We start from the raw sequence: 16,324 nt of genomic DNA, 5'->3' as shown, positions 1-16,324 counted from the left end.
CTCCTCGTCCGCGTCCCCCGCACCGTCCAGGCGGTCCCCGAGGAGGCGAGCAGCAGCCCCAGCGGCTCTCCGCCCGGCGGGCACGGCGCCGGGGCGAGCGGCGGCACGGGCGTGCAGGTATCGGCCCGCTCCGCGGTGCGCACCCCGCAGTTCTGGTGCCTGTGGGTGGTGCTCTGCATGAACGTGACCGCCGGCATCGGCATCCTGGAGAAGGCCGCCCCGATGATCACGGACTTCTTCGCCGACACCTCCACCCCGGTGTCCGTGACGGCCGCCGCCGGGTTCGTCGCCCTGCTGTCCTCGGCCAACATGGCCGGCCGCATCGGCTGGTCGTCCACCTCCGACCTGATCGGCCGCAAGAACGTCTACCGCCTCTACCTGGGCGTCGGCGCCCTCATGTACGCGCTGATCGCGCTGTTCGGCGACTCCTCCAAGCCGCTGTTCATCCTGTGCGCCCTTGTGATCCTCTCCTTCTACGGCGGCGGCTTCGCGACGATCCCCGCCTACCTCAAGGACCTCTTCGGGACCTACCAGGTCGGCGCCATCCACGGCCGGCTGCTCACCGCCTGGTCCACGGCCGGCGTCCTCGGACCGCTGATCGTCAACTGGATCGCCGACCGCCAGGAAGAAGCCGGCAAGCACGGCGCGGACCTCTACTCCCTGTCCCTGTTCATCATGATCGGGCTGCTCGCCGTCGGCTTCGTCGCCAACGAGCTGGTCCGCCCCGTCGCCGCCCGCCACCACCTGCCCACCTCGACGAAGGAGGCCGCCGATGTCACAGCCCGACAGCAGCCCGAGTCCGCCTGAGCCGGACCGCCGGCCGCTCATCGCGCTCGCCTGGCTGTGGGTGGGCGCCCCGCTCGCCTACGGCCTCTACGAGCTGGTGCAGAAGGCGGCGAAACTGTTCACCGGATAGCCGTTCGCGCTGCTCATGGGCAGGCGTTCGGGAAGTGTTCGGCGTCCGAGGGTTAGAGGGAAGCCGACAACCCCGGCGCCCGTTTCCTGTCGCAACACCTGTCCCCGTACCCGCGAGTCACTGATCAGACTGGTGGATCCCGCTACCCAAGGCAACGAGGGGGACCCCCACATGAACGGCTCGCGCATCGCCGCCGTCGGCCACTACCAGCCCGCCAAGGTGCTCACCAACGAGGAACTGGCGGGCATGGTCGACACCAGTGACGAGTGGATCAGGAGCCGGGTGGGCATCCACACCCGCCACATCGCCGGCCCCGACGAGCCCGTGGACGAGCTCGCCGCGCACGCCGCCGCCAAGGCCCTCGCCGCCGCCGGTCTCGCCCCCGCCGACATCGACCTCGTGCTGGTCGCCACCTCCACCGCCGTCGACCGCTCGCCCAACATGGCCGCCCGGGTCGCCGCCCGCCTCGGCATCCCGGGCCCCGCCGCCATGGACGTCAACGTCGTGTGCGCCGGCTTCACCCACGCCCTGGCCACCGCCGACCACACCGTCCGGGCGGGCGCCGCGACCCGCGCCCTGGTCATCGGCGCCGACAAGATGTCCGAGGTGACGGACTGGTCCGACCGCACCACCTGCGTCCTCGTCGGTGACGGAGCGGGCGCCGCGGTCGTCGAGGCCTGTCCGGACGGCGTCGAGCCCGGGATCTCACCCGTGCTGTGGGGGTCGGTCCCCGAGATGGGGCACGCGGTCCGCATCGAGGGCCAGCCGGCGCGGTTCGCGCAGGAGGGGCAGAGCGTCTACCGGTGGGCCACCACCCAGCTGCCGCCACTCGCCCGCCAGGCCTGCGAGCGCGCCGGACTGCGCCCCGAGGACCTCGCCGCCGTCGTGCTGCACCAGGCGAACCTGCGGATCATCGAACCGCTCGCCCAGAAGATCGGCGCCGTCAACGCGGTGGTCGCCCGCGATGTCACCGCTTCGGGGAACACCTCCGCCGCCAGCATCCCGCTCGCCTTCTCCAAGCTGGTCGAGCAGGGCGCGATCTCCACCGGGGATCCGGTGCTGCTGTTCGGATTCGGCGGCAACCTCTCGTACGCCGGTCAGGTCGTACGCTGCCCCTGAACGGCCCGGTCGGCGGCGGTGTGACGCGTCCGACGGCCGGGAGCGCCGGCCGCGGCGCGCCGTAGACGTAGATGAAGAACAATCGACACTCATCGATACTCGGTCGGCTGTAGACGGTATGCAGCACACGCCGGACAGCCGACTTCATACAGTCTGGCCCCATACAGTCGGACTTCCTACGTCTTTCGCATTCGTGGCTGTCCCGGTCGGCCGTTGCTGCCCGGCGCCGCCCAGGAGGGGATCCGACCGATGGTGTCGACAGGACTGCCGCAGGGTGCGGTACCCAAGCTCGAACGGCCAGGCCCGCTGCGCGACCGCGTCTACGAGGCGCTGCTCGAACTCATCACGACCCGTGCCCTCCAGCCTGGCCAGCACCTCGTCGAGAGCGAGCTGGCCAACCACCTGGGCGTCTCGCGCCAGCCCGTGCGCGAGGCACTGCAGCGGCTCAACACCGAGGGCTGGGTGGACCTCAAGCCTGCCCAAGGCGCGTTCGTGCACGAGCCGACCGAGGAGGAGGCCGACCAACTCCTCACCGTCCGCGCGCTGCTGGAGGCCGAGGCGGCCCGCCTCGCGGCCACGCAGGCACAGACGCACGACGTCGACGACCTGGACGAGATCCTGGCCCTCGGGCTGCAGGCCGTGGCCGACGACGACGTGGACGCGGCCGTCGCCCTCGACGCCCGCTTCCACGCCAAGATCATGGAGCTGGCGGGCAACGCGGTCCTGGCGGAACTGGCGGCCCAGGTCGACCGGCGCGTGCGCTGGTCCTACACGCCGGTCGCCCGCCAGCGTGGCGAGCAGTCCTGGATCGAGCACCGCGACCTGATCACCGCGATCCTCAACCGCGACGAACAGCTCGCCGCCCGGCTGATGCGGGAACACACGGAGCACACCCGGCGCTCGTACCACGTCCGCGCCACAGCCTGATCCCTCCTTCCCCTGGCGCACCGATCGGGCCTGCCACGACACGGCAGGCCGCGATCCGGCTACGCCCGTCCGGGCGCCGGCGCCCACCATCCCGCGTCACCGGCTCGTCGCCCAGGGTGACACCTCCGGCCGGCCCCCGCCGCGGCCGTCTGGCGTGCGGATATGCAGGTGAAACGCACTCCGAAAGCTTGGTATTGTTGTCCATGTCGCCGCGGGGAAGGTCCCGCAGGCCGACACACACCTTGTCCGGGTGGCGGAATGGCAGACGCGCTAGCTTGAGGTGCTAGTGCCCTTTATCGGGCGTGGGGGTTCAAGTCCCCCCTCGGACACTCTCACTCTCCGTGCGGTGCGAATCCCGCTCGGTGGGTATGTGAAGCCCGTATCAGGCTCTTGCCGGTACGGGCTTTCTCGTTGCCGCACGGACCGGCCTGACCGCCTCGGCCTGACCCGACCCGACCCGACCGGATCCGACCCGGCCGGCCGTTTCCGGGTCGCCGCCGTGGCTGCCGTGGCTCCCGCGACTGCCGTCGCCACCGGCGCTTCCTGTCGCGCAGGAATTGTTTGCATCTTGCCCGAATGTCGTGGAAGCCCGTTTATCACTTGTTCTGTCGCTGTCCCCGGGCGGGTCGTTGCGCGGCGGCAGTCCGATACGGCTGACAGGCCGTCAATGTTCATCTGGGTGGGCATATTGACGGTCTGTAGCGCCATCTTGTGGTGATACGATCACGCTCGCTTGTAGAGCGGGCGGATGGGTGCAAGACGACATCTCCGACTACGGGGACAGTCCGGGCGGCAACCCCGATGCGGGCGGTCCGCCGGTCCACCCGCATATTGACGGGAATTCAGCAACTGGCCGTCAGTCGAGGCCGCCTGAAGAGAGTCTTATGACTGATTACATACAGAACCCGGTACTCTGGGCTCTCCTCGTCGCCGTACTCGTCGCAGTCGCCGTCATTGTTCGCCAGCGCAGGGCGGCGCGGACGTTAAGGCAGGAGTTCGCAGAAGTCCGGGCTCGCCATGCCGAGCTCGAGAACGGGTACGCGAAATCCGTCGAGGCAGCTCAGGAAAGAGCCGAAGAGGCTACGAAAACGGTCCTGAAGTCCGCCATGCGGACCCTCCAGGGCCTCGCCGCGGAACAGCAGTTGATCGTCTCCCGGCTGCAGAACAAATACGGTGAGTCCGTCATCCTCCAGGACCTGCTGGAGATCGACCACACCAACTCCCAGTTCGGCCGGCGTGCCCAGTCCATCGCCGTCCTGTGCGACGGCTGGCTCGGACGTCAGCGCGATGTCGCCTCGGTCTACGACGTCGTCCGCAGCGCCCAAGGCAGGGTCCGTCATTACCGGCGGGTGGAAATTCTCTCCCAGGTCGACTTCGGCATCACCAGCCGTGCCGTCGAACCGGTCGCCCTGGCCCTCGCGGAACTCCTCGACAACGCCACCAGCTATTCCAGCCCGGACACCGTCGTCGAAATCAACATCCGCACCGTGCCCAAGGGCATTTGCATCGTCGTCGACGACGCCGGTGTCGGCATGAACGACGAGGAACGGGCCCGCGCCGAGAAGCTCCTGTCCAGCGAGCGTGTCTCCGGCGTCTCCGCACTCGGCAACCCGCCGCAGTTCGGCTTCGCGGTCATCGGCGTGCTCAGCGAGCGCTTCGGCTTCGAGGTGTCCGTGGACTCCTCCTCCCCGTACGGCGGCGTCCGCGCGGTGCTCCTCCTGCCGCACGACCTGCTCACCACCGCACCCGAGCAGAAGGACCCGATCCCCGCCGCGCCCGCCGTGACCGCTGCGCCGGCCCCCGGAGGTCCCGAGGCCCCGCTGACCATGGCCACCACCGCCGACGGGCTGCCCAAGCGGCGCCGCAAGCGGCCCATGGCCATCGTGCCCGGCAGCGCCTCGAACGGCACCGGCCCCGCCCGCTCGGGCGCGGAGACGGCAGCGATCATGGGCGCCTTCCAGCGTGGCACCCGCTCCGGCCGGGCCACGCAGACGGACCCCGCGGAACAGTCGAGCAGCACCCGTGGTGCAAGCAGCGAAGGGCATGAGTTCTCGTGAACGACGACCTGTCATGGATGCTTGACAGCGCCCTGGAGATCCCCGGGGCCCTTCATGCCGTCCTGATCTCCGCCGACGGCCTGCTGATGGCACGGACGCAGGACTTCGGCAAGGACGACGCGGACCGGGTGGCGGCCGCGATGAGCGGTGTGCAGTCGCTCAGCCGCTCGCTCGCCTTCTTCTGCGAGGACGCCGGCCAGCGGTGGCGCCAGACGCTCGTCGAGTTCGACGGGGGCTGGGTCTTCCTGATCTCCGCCGGCGAAGGCGCCTACCTCGGCGTCTCCGCCTCGCCCGACGTCGACATGCAGGACATCACCTTCCGGATGCAGCAACTCGTCGGCCAGCTCGGCAAGGCCCTGACCACCCCGCCGCGCGAGAACCTCGGCGTACGGTCATGACCGGTTTCGACGAACTGGAACCCCAGACACCGGAATTAGTGCGTCCGTACGTCATCACCAAGGGACGCGGACTGCCCGATGAGGACAAGCTCTCCCTCATCACCCTGGTCACCGCTGTCGCCGACCGGCAGCAGCGGCCCACCCGGCTGTCCCCGGAGGAGCAGAACCTGCTCGACCTGTGCTCGGCGGGCTACCTCTCGGTCGCCGAGATCGCGGGGCACACCCAACTGCCCCTCGGCGTGGTCAAGATCCTCCTCGCCGCTCTCACCGAGGGCGGCTACCTCGTCACCCGCCCGCCCGTACAGCGGGCCCCGCTCGCCGACAGGGAGATCCTGGAGGAGGTGCTGAATGGTCTCAGGGCCAAGTTTGGATGAGACGGCGTACGTCCGGGAGGGCGCGACGCAGACTGCGGTGAAGATCCTCGTGGTCGGCCACTTCGCGGTGGGCAAGACCACGTTCATCGGGGCCATCTCCGAGATCCAGCCGCTGTCCACCGAGGAGACGATGACGCGGGCGGCCGAAGCGGTCGACGACCTCAAGGGAGTCCAGGGCAAGACCACCACCACGGTCGCCATGGACTTCGGTCGCCTCACCATCAGCGACCGCGTCGTGCTGTACCTGTTCGGAACGCCGGGCCAGCAGCGCTTCGTGCAGATGTGGGAGGACATGGCACGCGGCGCGCTCGGCGCGCTGGTGCTGGTCGACCCCGAGCGGCTCGCCGACTCCTTCGCCGTGATCGACCTGATCGAGCAGTACGGACTGGACTACGCCATCGCCGTCAACCACTTCGACGGTGCGCCCCCGCGCGATGTGGCGGCCCTGCGCGAAGCACTGGACCTGCTCGACGACACCCCCGTCGTCACCTGCGACGCACGGGACGAGAAGTCCTCGGCGCACGCGCTGATCACCCTCGTCCGTCACTTGCAGGACCGTGCCCACTAGGAGCAGAAATGGACGCCCAACCCACCGCCCCCGTGCCCCCTCCGGGTTGCCCGGCGCACCAGCCCGGCGGCAGAGTGCCGCTGTACGGGCCTGAGTACGCGGCAGACCCGCAGGCCTACTACACCTACCTGCGGCACTACGGGCCCACCGCGCCCGTGGAGATAGCCCCGGGAGTCGAGGCCACCCTCGTCACCGAATACGCCACCGCCCTCCAACTCCTCCAGGACTCCGGGTCGTTCCGCAAGGACGCGCGCCGCTGGCGGGACTTCAACGAGGGCCGCATCGCCCCCGACAGCCCCGTCCTCCCCGTCCTCGCCTACCGGCCCAACTGCATGTCCTCCGACGGCGCGGAGCACCTGAGGCTGCGTCAGTCCATCACGGACAGCATGGCGCGCATCGACCCGATGCGGCTGAGCCAGAGCGTGGAGCGGATCTCCGACTTCCTCATCTCCCAGTTCAGCGAACGCGGTTCGGCCGATCTCGTCGGCTCCTACGCCAAGCAGCTCCCGCTGTTCGTGTTCAACGAGCTGTTCGGGTGCACCGCCGACATCGGCGACCGCGTCTTCTTCGGCATCTCCGGCATGTTCGAGGGAATCAACGCCGAACAGGCCAGCGAGGTGCTGTTCCAGGCCGTCGGCGAGCTGATCGCCCTCAAGCGGCGCAAGCCCGGCGAGGACGTCACCTCCTGGCTGCTGAAGCACCACACCGCCCTGACCGACGAGGAGATGGTCCACCAGGTCTCCCTGCTGCTCGGCGCGGGTGCCGAGCCGCTGGTCAACCTCATCGGCAACACCCTGCACCGGATCCTCACCGACGACCGGTACGCCCACGAGGGCGGCCTGATCGAGGAGGCCATGGACGACACGTTGTGGGAGAACCCGCCCATGACGAACTTCGCCGCCCACTACCCGGTGTCCGACATGGAGTTCGCCGGGCAGAAGCTCACCGCCGGCGACCTGATGCTGGTCAGCATCGCCGCCGCCAACACCGGTCCCACGCTGTCGGCGGCCCGCAAGGCCGGCAGCAACCGCGCTCACCTGGCCTGGAGCGCCGGCCCGCACGCCTGCCCGTCCAAGGAGCCCGCCCGGCAGATCGTCGTGTCGGCCGTGGAGAACCTCCTCAACCGGCTGCCCGACGTCGAGATCAGCGTGCCCGAGCAGAGCCTGTCGTGGCGTCCGGGCGCGTTCAGCCGTGGTCTCGTCACGCTGCCCACGCGGTTCACCCCGATCAGGCCGGTGACCCGGCCGGTCCGGCAGACCACCGTGCAGGCACCGCAGCGCCCCGCCGCACACGGCGGCCGCCAGGCGGAGCAGTCCGGTGTGTGGAGCAAGTTCCTCAACTGGCTGACCAAGTGAGCCACCCCGTGGCCGCGCCGGCCCCTTGAAGCACCGGCCGCACCCACGGGAAGACGATGCCCGCCCCCCGGGGCGGGCATTTCCTTGCCTCCCCCGGACCCCCCCTGCCCCGACACTGTCCCGGGCCGGTCAACGGGAGGCGTACTCCTCCCTCAACTCCTGGAGGTAAGGCGCCACGTTGACCTGGACCGACGCTCCCTCCCGCTGCCCGTACTGACCCGCGACACCGCTCAGGTAGGTCGCGATCTCCTTGCGCATCAGCTCCTCGTCCGGCAGTACGGCCTCTCCGGTGACGAGCCGAGTGATCCACTGGGCCTGAGCCTCCACCAACCGGGTGATCGAGCCGACGGGGCGGACCAGTCCGACGAAGTACAGCCCCGGAAGGCCCGGCGGGACGACCCGCTTGTACAGCTCGACGAGACCCTGGGCGCCGATGGGGGAGCCGGGCTCCAGGAACGGGAAGGACATCCGGTACCCGGTGCAGTACACGATCGCGTCGGCGCGCACGGACGTCCCGTCGGTGAACGTGACCCGGTCGCCGTCGAGGAAGTCGATCGAGGGCTTCGGCGTGACCGCGCCGTGGCGGATACGGCTGAGGATCTCGTCGGAGATGGTCACGGCGGAGGAGAACACCGGATGGTCCGGCTCCGGCAGTCCGTGGTCGCGCAGCTTGCCGCGGGCCACCAGCAGGGCCTGTTCGATGAAACGGCGCTGCTCGGTCAGGGACATGCTGACCCACCACGCGGCCTCGGCGATCTGGTCGAGGGCCATGCCGAACAGCTGCTTGGGCATGATGTGCAGGCCGCGGCGCACCGAGAGGACCGTCAGCCCGGCGTGCCGGGAGAGGTCCGCGGCGATGTCCACCGCCGAGTTGCCGAGCCCCACGACGACGACGCGCTGCCCGGCGAACTCACTGCCGTCGAGGTAGTCGAGGGAATGGCGGATCGTCCCGGTGAACGTGTCCGCGCCCGTGGGCAGTTCCGGCATCGACGGCTCCGAGTTGTGCCCCGAGGCCACGACCACGTGGGCGAAGCGGCGCGAGGAGACCGTGCCTTCGGCGTCCCGGCTGACCACCGTCCACGCGCCGTCGGCGTCCCGCCGTACGGACTCCACGGTCGTCCCCAGCTCGATACGGTCCCGTATACCGGCCCAGTCGGCGAACGAGCCCAGGTACGAGGCGATCTGATCGTGCCTCGGATAGAGCGGGAAGGACGCCGGCATCGGATGGTCCGCGTAACCGGTGAGATCCTTCGCGGTGTTGAGGTGCAGCGACAGATAGCCGGGACCGCGCTCGCCCGCCCCCGGCCGGCGCCAGAGCCCCCCGACGTCGCTCGCCTGCTCCAGGCAGACGAAGTCGACCCCCGCGGTCTTGAGGGCGTGCGCCGTCGCCAGACCTGACAGACCCGCACCGATCACACACAACCGCACGAATTCCCCCACAAATGAGACGCCATCCTTTCACGCACGGGCAAGTGAATGCCCATCCGGCGCCTCTGCCACGCGCCCTCGGCCCGCGACAAGGATCACAGGCACTCCCCGGCCGGTAGCCGGTCATCCGTGGGCCGACGCCCACAAGCCCCGCACATGCCCGAGATGCCGTGTCATGACCTCGCGCACGGCCTGCTCGTCGCGGGCCAGGAGGGCGTCCAGGAGCTCCAGGTGCTCCTCGGCGGAGGCCAGCAGCCGGCCCGACGCGGACAGCGCGGTCAGCCCATACAGCCGGGCCCGCCCGCGCAGGTCCCGTACCACCTCCACGAGATGGGCGTTGCCGGCCAGGGCGAGCAGGCCCAGGTGGAAACGGGTGTCGGCCTCCACATAGGCGATCAGATCACCTGCCACCGCGGCGGCCACGATCTCCCGGGCGGCCGGCCGCAGTGCCTCCAGTGACACCGGGTCGGCCGTCGTCGCCAGCCCCGCCACCGTGGGGACCTCGATGAGCGCGCGGACGTGCGTGTACTCGTCGAGCTGCCGGTCGGAGACCTCCGTGACCCGGAACCCCTTGTTGGGCACCGCGTCCACCAGGCCCTCCTTGGCCAGGTCCAGCATCGCCTCGCGCACCGGCGTCGCCGACACCCCGAAGCGGGCCGCCAGGGCCGGCGCCGAGTACACCTCGCCGGGCAGCAGCTCGCCGGCGATCAGCGCGGCCCTGAGCGCGTCGGCGACCCGCTCGCGGTAGCTGCTGCGCCGGCCGCCGAGCACGGGCAGCGAGAGCGGAGACGGCACTGCGGGCGTCGGGCTGCTGCTCGGAGGCGGGGCGGCCATGGCGGATCTCCTCGGTCAGGGCTGTGCCATATCACGTATCACCGGATCACGGACCACCAGTATCTACGGCGGTGGGGTCCCCGGCGTCACAGGACGAACCCCGCCGGGAACGGGTCCGTCGGGTCCAGCAGGTACTGTGCCGTCCCGGTGATCCAGGCCCGCCCGGTGAAGCTGGGCAGCACGGCCGGGCGTCCGGCCACCTCCGTCGTGCCGAGCAGCCTGCCCGTGAACCGGGTGCCGATGAACGACTCGTTCACGAACTCGGTGTGCAGGGGGAGTTCACCGCGCGCGTGCAGCTGGGCCATCCGCGCACTCGTCCCCGTACCGCAGGGAGAGCGGTCGAACCAGCCGGGATGGATGGCCATCGCGTGCCGGGAGTGCCGGGCGGTGGCGCCGGGCGCGTACAGGTGGACGTGGTGGCAGCCGCGGATCGACGCGTCCTCCGGATGGACCGGCTCCTCCTCGGAGTTGATCGCCTCCATCAGCGACAGCCCGGCCGCGAGGATGTCGTCCTTGCGGGCCCGGTCGAAGGGCAGCCCGAACTCCTCCAGCGGCAGGATGGCGTAGAAGTTGCCGCCGTACGCCAGGTCGTACGTCACCGTCCGGCCGTCGGCCAGGGTCGCCTTGCGGTCCAGGCCCACCGAGAACGACGGCACGTTGCGCAGGGTGACCGCCGTGGCCGCACCGTCCTCGACCGCCACCTCGGCGACGACCGGCCCGGCCGGCGTGTCCAGCCGGATGGTGGTGACCGGCTCGACGACCTCGACCATGCCGGTCTCCACCAGCACGGTCGCCACCCCGATCGTGCCGTGTCCGCACATCGGCAGATAGCCGGAGACCTCGATGTAGACGACGCCCCAGTCGCAGTCCGGCCGACTCGGCGGCTGCAGGATCGCACCGCTCATGGCGGAGTGGCCGCGCGGCTCGTTCATCAGCAACTGCTTGATGTCGTCGCGGTGTTCACGGAAGTACAGCCGCCGCTCGTTCATCGTCGCGCCCGGAATGGTGCCGATCCCGCCGGTCACCACCCGGGTGGGCATGCCCTCGGTGTGCGAGTCGACGGCGTGCAGGACGAGTCTGCTGCGCATGAGATCCCCTTGTCCCCTTCTCCCTGCTGTGGTGTGCTGACGCGCCGGGCTAGGCGAGACCTGCGGCGACGGCCTTCTCGGTCGCCGCGCGGACCGCCGCCTCCTGCTCCGGCAGCAGCGGGACCCGCGGCGGACGGCACCGGCCGCCGTGCCGGCCCACCACGTCCATCGACAGTTTGATCGCCTGGACGAACTCGACGCGCGAGTCCCAGCGCAGCAGCGGATGCAACTGCCGGTACAGCGGCAGCGCGGTGGTGAGATCCCCCGCGACCGCCGACCGGTACAGCTCCACCGAGGCCCTCGGCAGCGCGTTGGGATAGCCGGCCACCCAGCCCTTCGCCCCGGCCACCGCCAGCTCCAGCAGCACGTCGTCCGCCCCGATCAACAGATCGAGTTCCGGGGCGAGTTCCGCGATCCGGTAGGCGCGCCGCACATCGCCGGAGAACTCCTTCACCGCACGGACGAGCCCCTCCGCGTGCAGCCGGGCCAGCAACTCCGGCACCAGGTCGACCTTGGTGTCGATCGGGTTGTTGTACGCCACCACCGGCAGCCCCGCCTCGGCGACCGCCGCGTAGTGGGCGAGCACCGCCCGCTCGTCGGCGCGGTAGGCGTTGGGCGGGAGCAGCATCACCGCCCCGCAGCCCGCCTCCCGCGCCTGCTCCGCCCAGCGCCGCGCCTCCGCCGAACCGTACGCCGCCACGCCCGGCATCACCCGGTCCCCGCCGATCGCGGACACCGCCGTCTCCACCACCCGGGCGCGTTCCTCCGCGGTGAGGACCTGGTACTCGCCGAGCGAGCCGTTCGGTACGACGCCGTCGCAGCCGTTCGCCACCAGCCAGGCGCAGTGCTCGGCGTAGCGGTCGTGATCGACGGAGAGGTCGTCGCGCAGGGGGAGCGCGGTGGCGACGAGGACGCCTCGCCAGGGGCGGTGCTCCGAGCTGGTCATGGAACGAGCCTCTCTTCCGGTCGTTTCGCCGAGGGCACTCTTCTGGTCGTGTCGCCGCCGGCATGTGACATGGCACTGGGAAGGGGGAGTGGCGGTGGGCGTGATACGGCTCACCGGGGAGTGGCGGTGGCCGCGGTACGGCTCACCGCTCGGGCGGGGCCCGGTGCGAGCGGTTCAGGACGGGGGCGGCTCACGGTCGGGCGGGGGTGCGGCCAGGACGCCGAGGGGGACGGGGCGGGCCAGCGGTCGACGGGCCGGCGTCGCAGCGCAGCCCGCCACGCCCGCCACCCCGGGTTCGCACATCCGGCCCTGGCACCAGCCCATCCCGGCCCGCGTCAGCAGCTTCACGGTGCGCAGATCACCGGCGCCGAGCGAGCCGACCGCCGCCCGGACCGCCCCGGCCGTGACCTCCTCGCACCGGCACACCACCGTCCCGTCGGTCAGCTGCTGCGCCCAGTGGACCGCAGGGGCGTAGGCGTCGTCGAGCGCGGCGGCGAAGGCGCGCAGCCGGGTACGGGTGCGGGCCGCCGACGCCCATGCGCCCCGGTCGGGGGTGCTGCCCCGCAGCCGGGCCGCCGCCGAGCGTCCGGCGATGTGTCCCTCGGCCAGCGACAGCGCCGCGCCGCCGATCCCCGTGGCTTCGCCGGCCGCCCAGACGCCGGGGACGTCGGTGCGCTGTTCCTCGTCGGCGCGCACGGTCCCCCCGTCCAGGGCGCAGCCGAGGCCGTCCGCGAGATCGGTGTGCGGCAGCAGCCCATGGCTCACGGCCAGGGTGTCGCAGGGGACACGGCGTGCACCGCCCGGCACCGGGCGCCCCTCGGAGTCGAGCGCGGCGACGGTCACGGACTCCAGGCGCTCGACGCCGCGCGCCTCCAGGATCGTATGACGGGCCATCACAGGAACGTTGGCAAGCGCGAGTTGAGTGGCGTAGCCGACGCCTTCGGCGAGCTTGTCCGGGGCCCCGGCGAGGGCACGGGCGCGGCTTGCGAAGGACCTCGGGTCGGCCGACTCGACGAGCGCGGCCACCGTCGCGCCCGCCGCCGCGAGACCGGTCGCGACGGGCAGCAGCAGCGGACCCGTCCCCGCCACCACCACGGTACGGCCCGGCAGTACGAGTCCGCCCTTCAGCAGCGCCTGCGCACCCCCCGCGGTCACCACACCGGGCAGTGTCCAGCCCGGGAACGGCAGGACCCGCTCGTATCCGCCGGTCGCCAGCAGCACCCCGTCGGCACCCAGCGCGACGGACTCCCGCTGCTCGGGGCCGAGCAGCGCGTGGACGGTGAAACCGGACGACTCCCGTTCCACACACCACACATGACGCTCGCTCAGATGCGTCACCCGTCCGGCGGCGATGTGTGCGTCCAGCCCGGCGCGCAGGCGACGCCAGGTGCGCCACCGATGGTGGAGCGCCTCGGGGCGGCGGGCGCCGAGGCCGCGCGCGGGCTGCCGGTAGAACTGGCCGCCCGGCTCCGGGGCCGAGTCGACCAGCGTCACCCGGACACCCCGCGCGGCCGCCGCCAGGGTGGCGGCGAGACCGGCCGGTCCCGCCCCGATCACCGCGAGCACCGGGCTGCGTTCAGTCGTCATGGCCCGTCCCCTCCTGGGTACGGATGTCCGCGCCCGGCGTGGCGGGGACCAGGCAGGCCCGCTGGTTGGGCCGGCCGTCGACGGTGACCAGGCAGTCGAAGCACACGCCGATCCCGCAGAACACCCCGCGCGGCCGGCCCTCGCCCCGGGTGCCGCGCCAGGCGGTGACGCCCGCGGACCACAGCACGGCCGCCAGGGTCTGACCCGGCAGCGCCTCGATCTCATGGCCGTCGAAGGTGACGGTGAACGGTGCGCCGGGCCGGGCCCGCACCAGCCGCAGCGGGTTCAAGTACGGCCCCCGGCAGGAAACTTGAGCGTGCTCACGGTGCGGCCTCCTCGGTCGTCTCGGCGAACCGCTCGGGACGGAACGGCGTCAGGTCCAGCTCCGGGTTCTCGCCGGTCAGCGCCTGCGCGAGGAGATGACCGGTGCCGGTGGCGAGCCCGATGCCCGCGCCCTCGTGACCACAGGCGTGGAACAGCCCCGGCACCCGCGGGTCGGGCCCGATCGCGGGCAGATGGTCCGGCAGGTACGGGCGGAAGCCGAGATACGTGCGCATCACCCGTACGTCGGCCAGGAAGGGGAAGAGCCGGGTCGCCCCGGCGGCGAGCTGCCGTACGACCGGCAGGGAGAACGACCGGTCGAAGCCCACCCGTTCCCGGCTCGCGCCGATCAGCACAGGCCCGGCGGCGGTGCCCTCGACGACCGGCGAGGTCTGTAGCGTCGCGGAGTCGCTGGCCACGTCCGCCACATAGTCGGCGGCGTACACCTTGTGCCGTACCCGGGGCGGCAACGGCTCGGTGACCAGCACGAATCCGCGGCGGGGAAGCACCGGCAGGGCCGCCCCCGCCAGCGCGGCGATCTCACCGCCCCAGGTGCCCGCCGCGTTCACCACGGCCGGCGCGAGGAGATCGCCCCGGTCGGTGCGCACGCCGCGCACGGCACCGTCGGCTCCGCGCAGGACGCCCGTCACGGTCCGGCCCGTCTCCAGGCGCGCGCCCGAACTCCGCACCAGATGGGCGGCCGCCAGGGCGGGCATCACCTGGGCGTCCTGCGGATACAGGACACCGCCGGCGAGACCGGGAGCCACGTGCGGTTCATGGTCGTGGAGTCGACCGGCCTCGACGACGACCGTCTCCACCCCGGCCGCCCGCTGTCCGGCGGCCAGGTCGGTCAGGGCGGCGAGCGACTCCGGTGTGGACGCGACGACCAGTCCGCCCTTCGGCTCGTACTCCACCGCAGCGCCCAGCGTTTCGGCGAGTTCCGCCCACAACCGCAGGGACAGCAGGGCCAGTCGGAGTTCGGGACCGGGCCCCTTGTCGGAGACGAGGAGGTTGCCCTCGCCCGCTCCCGTGGTGCCGCCCGCCACCGGGCCGCGGTCCACCAGGACGACATCGAGGCCCGCACGGGCCGCGTACAGCGCACAGGCGGCGCCCACCATGCCGGCGCCGACGACCACCACGTCACCGCAAGGTCGCTTGGTCACAGCAGTAATATGTCACATGGTGCTGCGGCGAGGAAGAAGGCCGAACCGGGGTGCGGCTGCGGCTGCTTGCTCGGCCCGGACCGAGCCGCGAGCGCGGCCGGAGCGGTGGGCCGGTCGCCGTACGCCGAAAAGGTGAGGTGGGCGAAGTGCGCGCCGGGGCATCATGGCGGTTCCGACGCCCGGGCACCTCGCCGGGCGCCCAGCAACGGGGGCACCAGTGACCGTCAGCAACATCCTCTTGTCCGGCGTCGTCGGCTCGACCGCCTACGGGCTCGCCCACGCGGGATCCGACGTGGACCGCCTCGGTATGTTCGCCGCCCCCACCGAGGACCTGCACGGCCTGCACACGCCGAAGGAGTCCCACGTCTCCACCGCGCCCGACCACACCCTGCACGAGGCCGCCAAGTGGTGCCGTCTCGCCCTCGCCGGCAACCCGACCGTCATGGAACTCGTCTGGCTCCCCGACGAGTTGTACGAGATCCGCACGCCACTCGGCGACGAACTCCGCGACATCCGCACCACGTTGCTCGGCTCCCGACGGGTCCGCGACGCCTACCTCGGCTACGCCACCCAGCAGTTCCGCAAACTGCACAACCGCGGCGAGGGCACACCCACCGAGCAGACCACGAAGCGCATCGCCAAGCACGCCAGGCACCTCAAGCGGCTCTGCACCCAGGGCTACGAACTGTACGCCGAGGGCCGGTTGACGATCCGCGTCGACGACCCGGAGAGCTACCACCGCTTCGGCGACCAGGTCGCCGCCGACCCCGGGGCCGCCCAGCCGCTGCTGCGCGACTTCGAGGAGAAGTTCGCCGACACGCCGAGCGTGCTGCCCGAACAGCCCGACGAACGCGCGGCGGAGGCCTGGCTGCGCCGGGTGCGACGGCACTTCTACACGGAGTCCACCCCACCGGCGTGAGGTAAATGCGGTGCGGGGCGCACCGCCTCGCTCCTACACTCACCGCAGGCCGAGCGCCGCCCACGACCGGGCCACGGCCACCGGACGAACCGCACCATGACGAACGAAGGGAGCACGGCCATGCGAGACCGTACCGCCGCCGTCGCTCCCCGCGCACGCTACGAGGTGATCCTCGTGTCCCGGTCCGTCCGGTGTCCGCTGCGCGCCGGACACCGGACGCGCTGACGCCCGTCCCAAGACACCGACGCGCCGTCCGCTCACCCGAGCCGACGGCGCGCCCCTGACACGGCATCAGCCCATCGCGCCGCCCGTTCCCCGAGAACA

17 protein-coding genes and 1 tRNA gene are annotated in these 16,324 nt (G+C 71.4%); 11 read left to right on the top strand and 7 right to left on the bottom strand.

All coding sequences use genetic code 11. The annotated features are described in order from the left end of the window. From AQJ58_RS06465 to AQJ58_RS06425, 10 genes are all read left to right on the top strand, one after another. Positions 1 to 807, top strand: an 807-nt coding sequence (locus tag AQJ58_RS06465; RefSeq protein WP_234359973.1) for an MFS transporter, incomplete at its 5' end; no start/stop codon positions are given. Next, a complete protein-coding gene (locus tag AQJ58_RS43760) occupies positions 773 to 916 on the top strand; it encodes an MFS transporter small subunit (protein WP_167738980.1) in 144 nt (47 codons plus the stop codon). The genes AQJ58_RS06465 and AQJ58_RS43760, both read left to right, overlap by 35 nt. Before the next feature lie 171 nt (positions 917 to 1,087). Further along, complete coding sequence (locus AQJ58_RS06460) at positions 1,088 to 2,035, top strand: beta-ketoacyl-ACP synthase III (protein WP_067245959.1); 948 nt, start codon at positions 1,088 to 1,090, stop codon at positions 2,033 to 2,035. A gap of 249 nt (positions 2,036 to 2,284) precedes the next feature. Continuing rightward, positions 2,285 to 2,962, top strand: coding sequence for a GntR family transcriptional regulator (locus AQJ58_RS06455; protein ID WP_067245957.1), 678 nt, complete (start codon positions 2,285 to 2,287; stop codon positions 2,960 to 2,962). Positions 2,963 to 3,206: 244 nt separating this feature from the next. Beyond that, positions 3,207 to 3,291: transfer RNA gene (locus AQJ58_RS06450), tRNA-Leu, on the top strand. 555 nt (positions 3,292 to 3,846) lie between these two features. Further along, positions 3,847 to 5,019 (top strand): ATP-binding protein, encoded by a 1,173-nt coding sequence (locus tag AQJ58_RS06445; protein WP_067245954.1) that lies wholly within the window; start codon positions 3,847 to 3,849, stop codon positions 5,017 to 5,019. After that, a complete protein-coding gene (locus AQJ58_RS06440) occupies positions 5,016 to 5,417 on the top strand; it encodes a roadblock/LC7 domain-containing protein (protein ID WP_055639150.1) in 402 nt (133 codons plus the stop codon). Before AQJ58_RS06445 ends, AQJ58_RS06440 begins: the two co-directional genes overlap by 4 nt. Continuing rightward, entirely contained in the window at positions 5,414 to 5,791 is a 378-nt protein-coding gene (locus tag AQJ58_RS06435) for a DUF742 domain-containing protein (RefSeq protein WP_055639149.1), read from the top strand. The genes AQJ58_RS06440 and AQJ58_RS06435 overlap by 4 nt, the downstream gene beginning before the upstream one ends. Further along, complete coding sequence (locus tag AQJ58_RS06430; RefSeq protein ID WP_067245951.1) at positions 5,766 to 6,359, top strand: GTP-binding protein; 594 nt, start codon at positions 5,766 to 5,768, stop codon at positions 6,357 to 6,359. The genes AQJ58_RS06435 and AQJ58_RS06430 overlap by 26 nt, the downstream gene beginning before the upstream one ends. Positions 6,360 to 6,367: 8 nt before the next feature. Beyond that, positions 6,368 to 7,714: a cytochrome P450 gene (locus AQJ58_RS06425; RefSeq protein ID WP_067245948.1), complete on the top strand. Its 1,347-nt coding sequence runs from the start codon at positions 6,368 to 6,370 to the stop codon at positions 7,712 to 7,714. Positions 7,715 to 7,843: 129 nt separating this feature from the next. Here AQJ58_RS06425 and AQJ58_RS06420 read toward each other — a convergent pair whose 3' ends face one another. The 7 genes from AQJ58_RS06420 to AQJ58_RS06390 all read right to left on the bottom strand — a co-directional run bounded on the left by AQJ58_RS06420 (position 7,844) and on the right by AQJ58_RS06390 (position 15,081). Further along, positions 7,844 to 9,142, bottom strand: coding sequence for a flavin-containing monooxygenase (locus tag AQJ58_RS06420; protein WP_067247617.1), 1,299 nt, complete (start codon positions 9,140 to 9,142; stop codon positions 7,844 to 7,846). Between the two features lie 123 nt (positions 9,143 to 9,265). Continuing rightward, positions 9,266 to 9,976, bottom strand: a complete 711-nt coding sequence (locus AQJ58_RS06415; protein ID WP_067245946.1) for a GntR family transcriptional regulator — start codon at positions 9,974 to 9,976, stop codon at positions 9,266 to 9,268. 86 nt (positions 9,977 to 10,062) lie between these two features. Beyond that, the gene (locus tag AQJ58_RS06410) at positions 10,063 to 11,064 is read right to left on the bottom strand and encodes a proline racemase family protein (protein ID WP_067245943.1); all 1,002 of its coding nucleotides are present in this window, start codon (positions 11,062 to 11,064) and stop codon (positions 10,063 to 10,065) included. A 49-nt stretch (positions 11,065 to 11,113) separates the two neighbouring features. Continuing rightward, positions 11,114 to 12,010: a dihydrodipicolinate synthase family protein gene (locus tag AQJ58_RS06405; protein WP_067245940.1), complete on the bottom strand. Its 897-nt coding sequence runs from the start codon at positions 12,008 to 12,010 to the stop codon at positions 11,114 to 11,116. Between the two features lie 174 nt (positions 12,011 to 12,184). Then, a complete protein-coding gene (locus AQJ58_RS06400; protein ID WP_067245937.1) occupies positions 12,185 to 13,597 on the bottom strand; it encodes an NAD(P)/FAD-dependent oxidoreductase in 1,413 nt (470 codons plus the stop codon). Then, positions 13,587 to 13,886, bottom strand: coding sequence for a (2Fe-2S)-binding protein (locus AQJ58_RS06395; RefSeq protein WP_067245934.1), 300 nt, complete (start codon positions 13,884 to 13,886; stop codon positions 13,587 to 13,589). Before AQJ58_RS06395 ends, AQJ58_RS06400 begins: the two co-directional genes overlap by 11 nt. Positions 13,887 to 13,917: 31 nt before the next feature. Then, on the bottom strand, positions 13,918 to 15,081 hold the full coding sequence (locus AQJ58_RS06390; protein ID WP_079078740.1) for an NAD(P)/FAD-dependent oxidoreductase: 1,164 nt from the start codon (positions 15,079 to 15,081) through the stop codon (positions 13,918 to 13,920). Positions 15,082 to 15,298: 217 nt separating this feature from the next. On the opposite strand from AQJ58_RS06390, the gene AQJ58_RS06385 reads away from it, so the two are divergent. Further along, positions 15,299 to 16,000, top strand: a complete 702-nt coding sequence (locus AQJ58_RS06385) for a nucleotidyltransferase domain-containing protein (protein WP_067245932.1) — start codon at positions 15,299 to 15,301, stop codon at positions 15,998 to 16,000. Positions 16,001 to 16,324 lie beyond the last annotated feature (324 nt).

Origin of the sequence: Streptomyces sp. DSM 15324 (assembly GCF_001514285.1) — a bacterium.
Taxonomy (GTDB): Bacteria; Actinomycetota; Actinomycetes; order Streptomycetales; family Streptomycetaceae; genus Streptomyces.
Note: the sequence above shows the minus strand (reverse complement) of the source record. Positions and strands in the feature narration are given on the sequence as shown.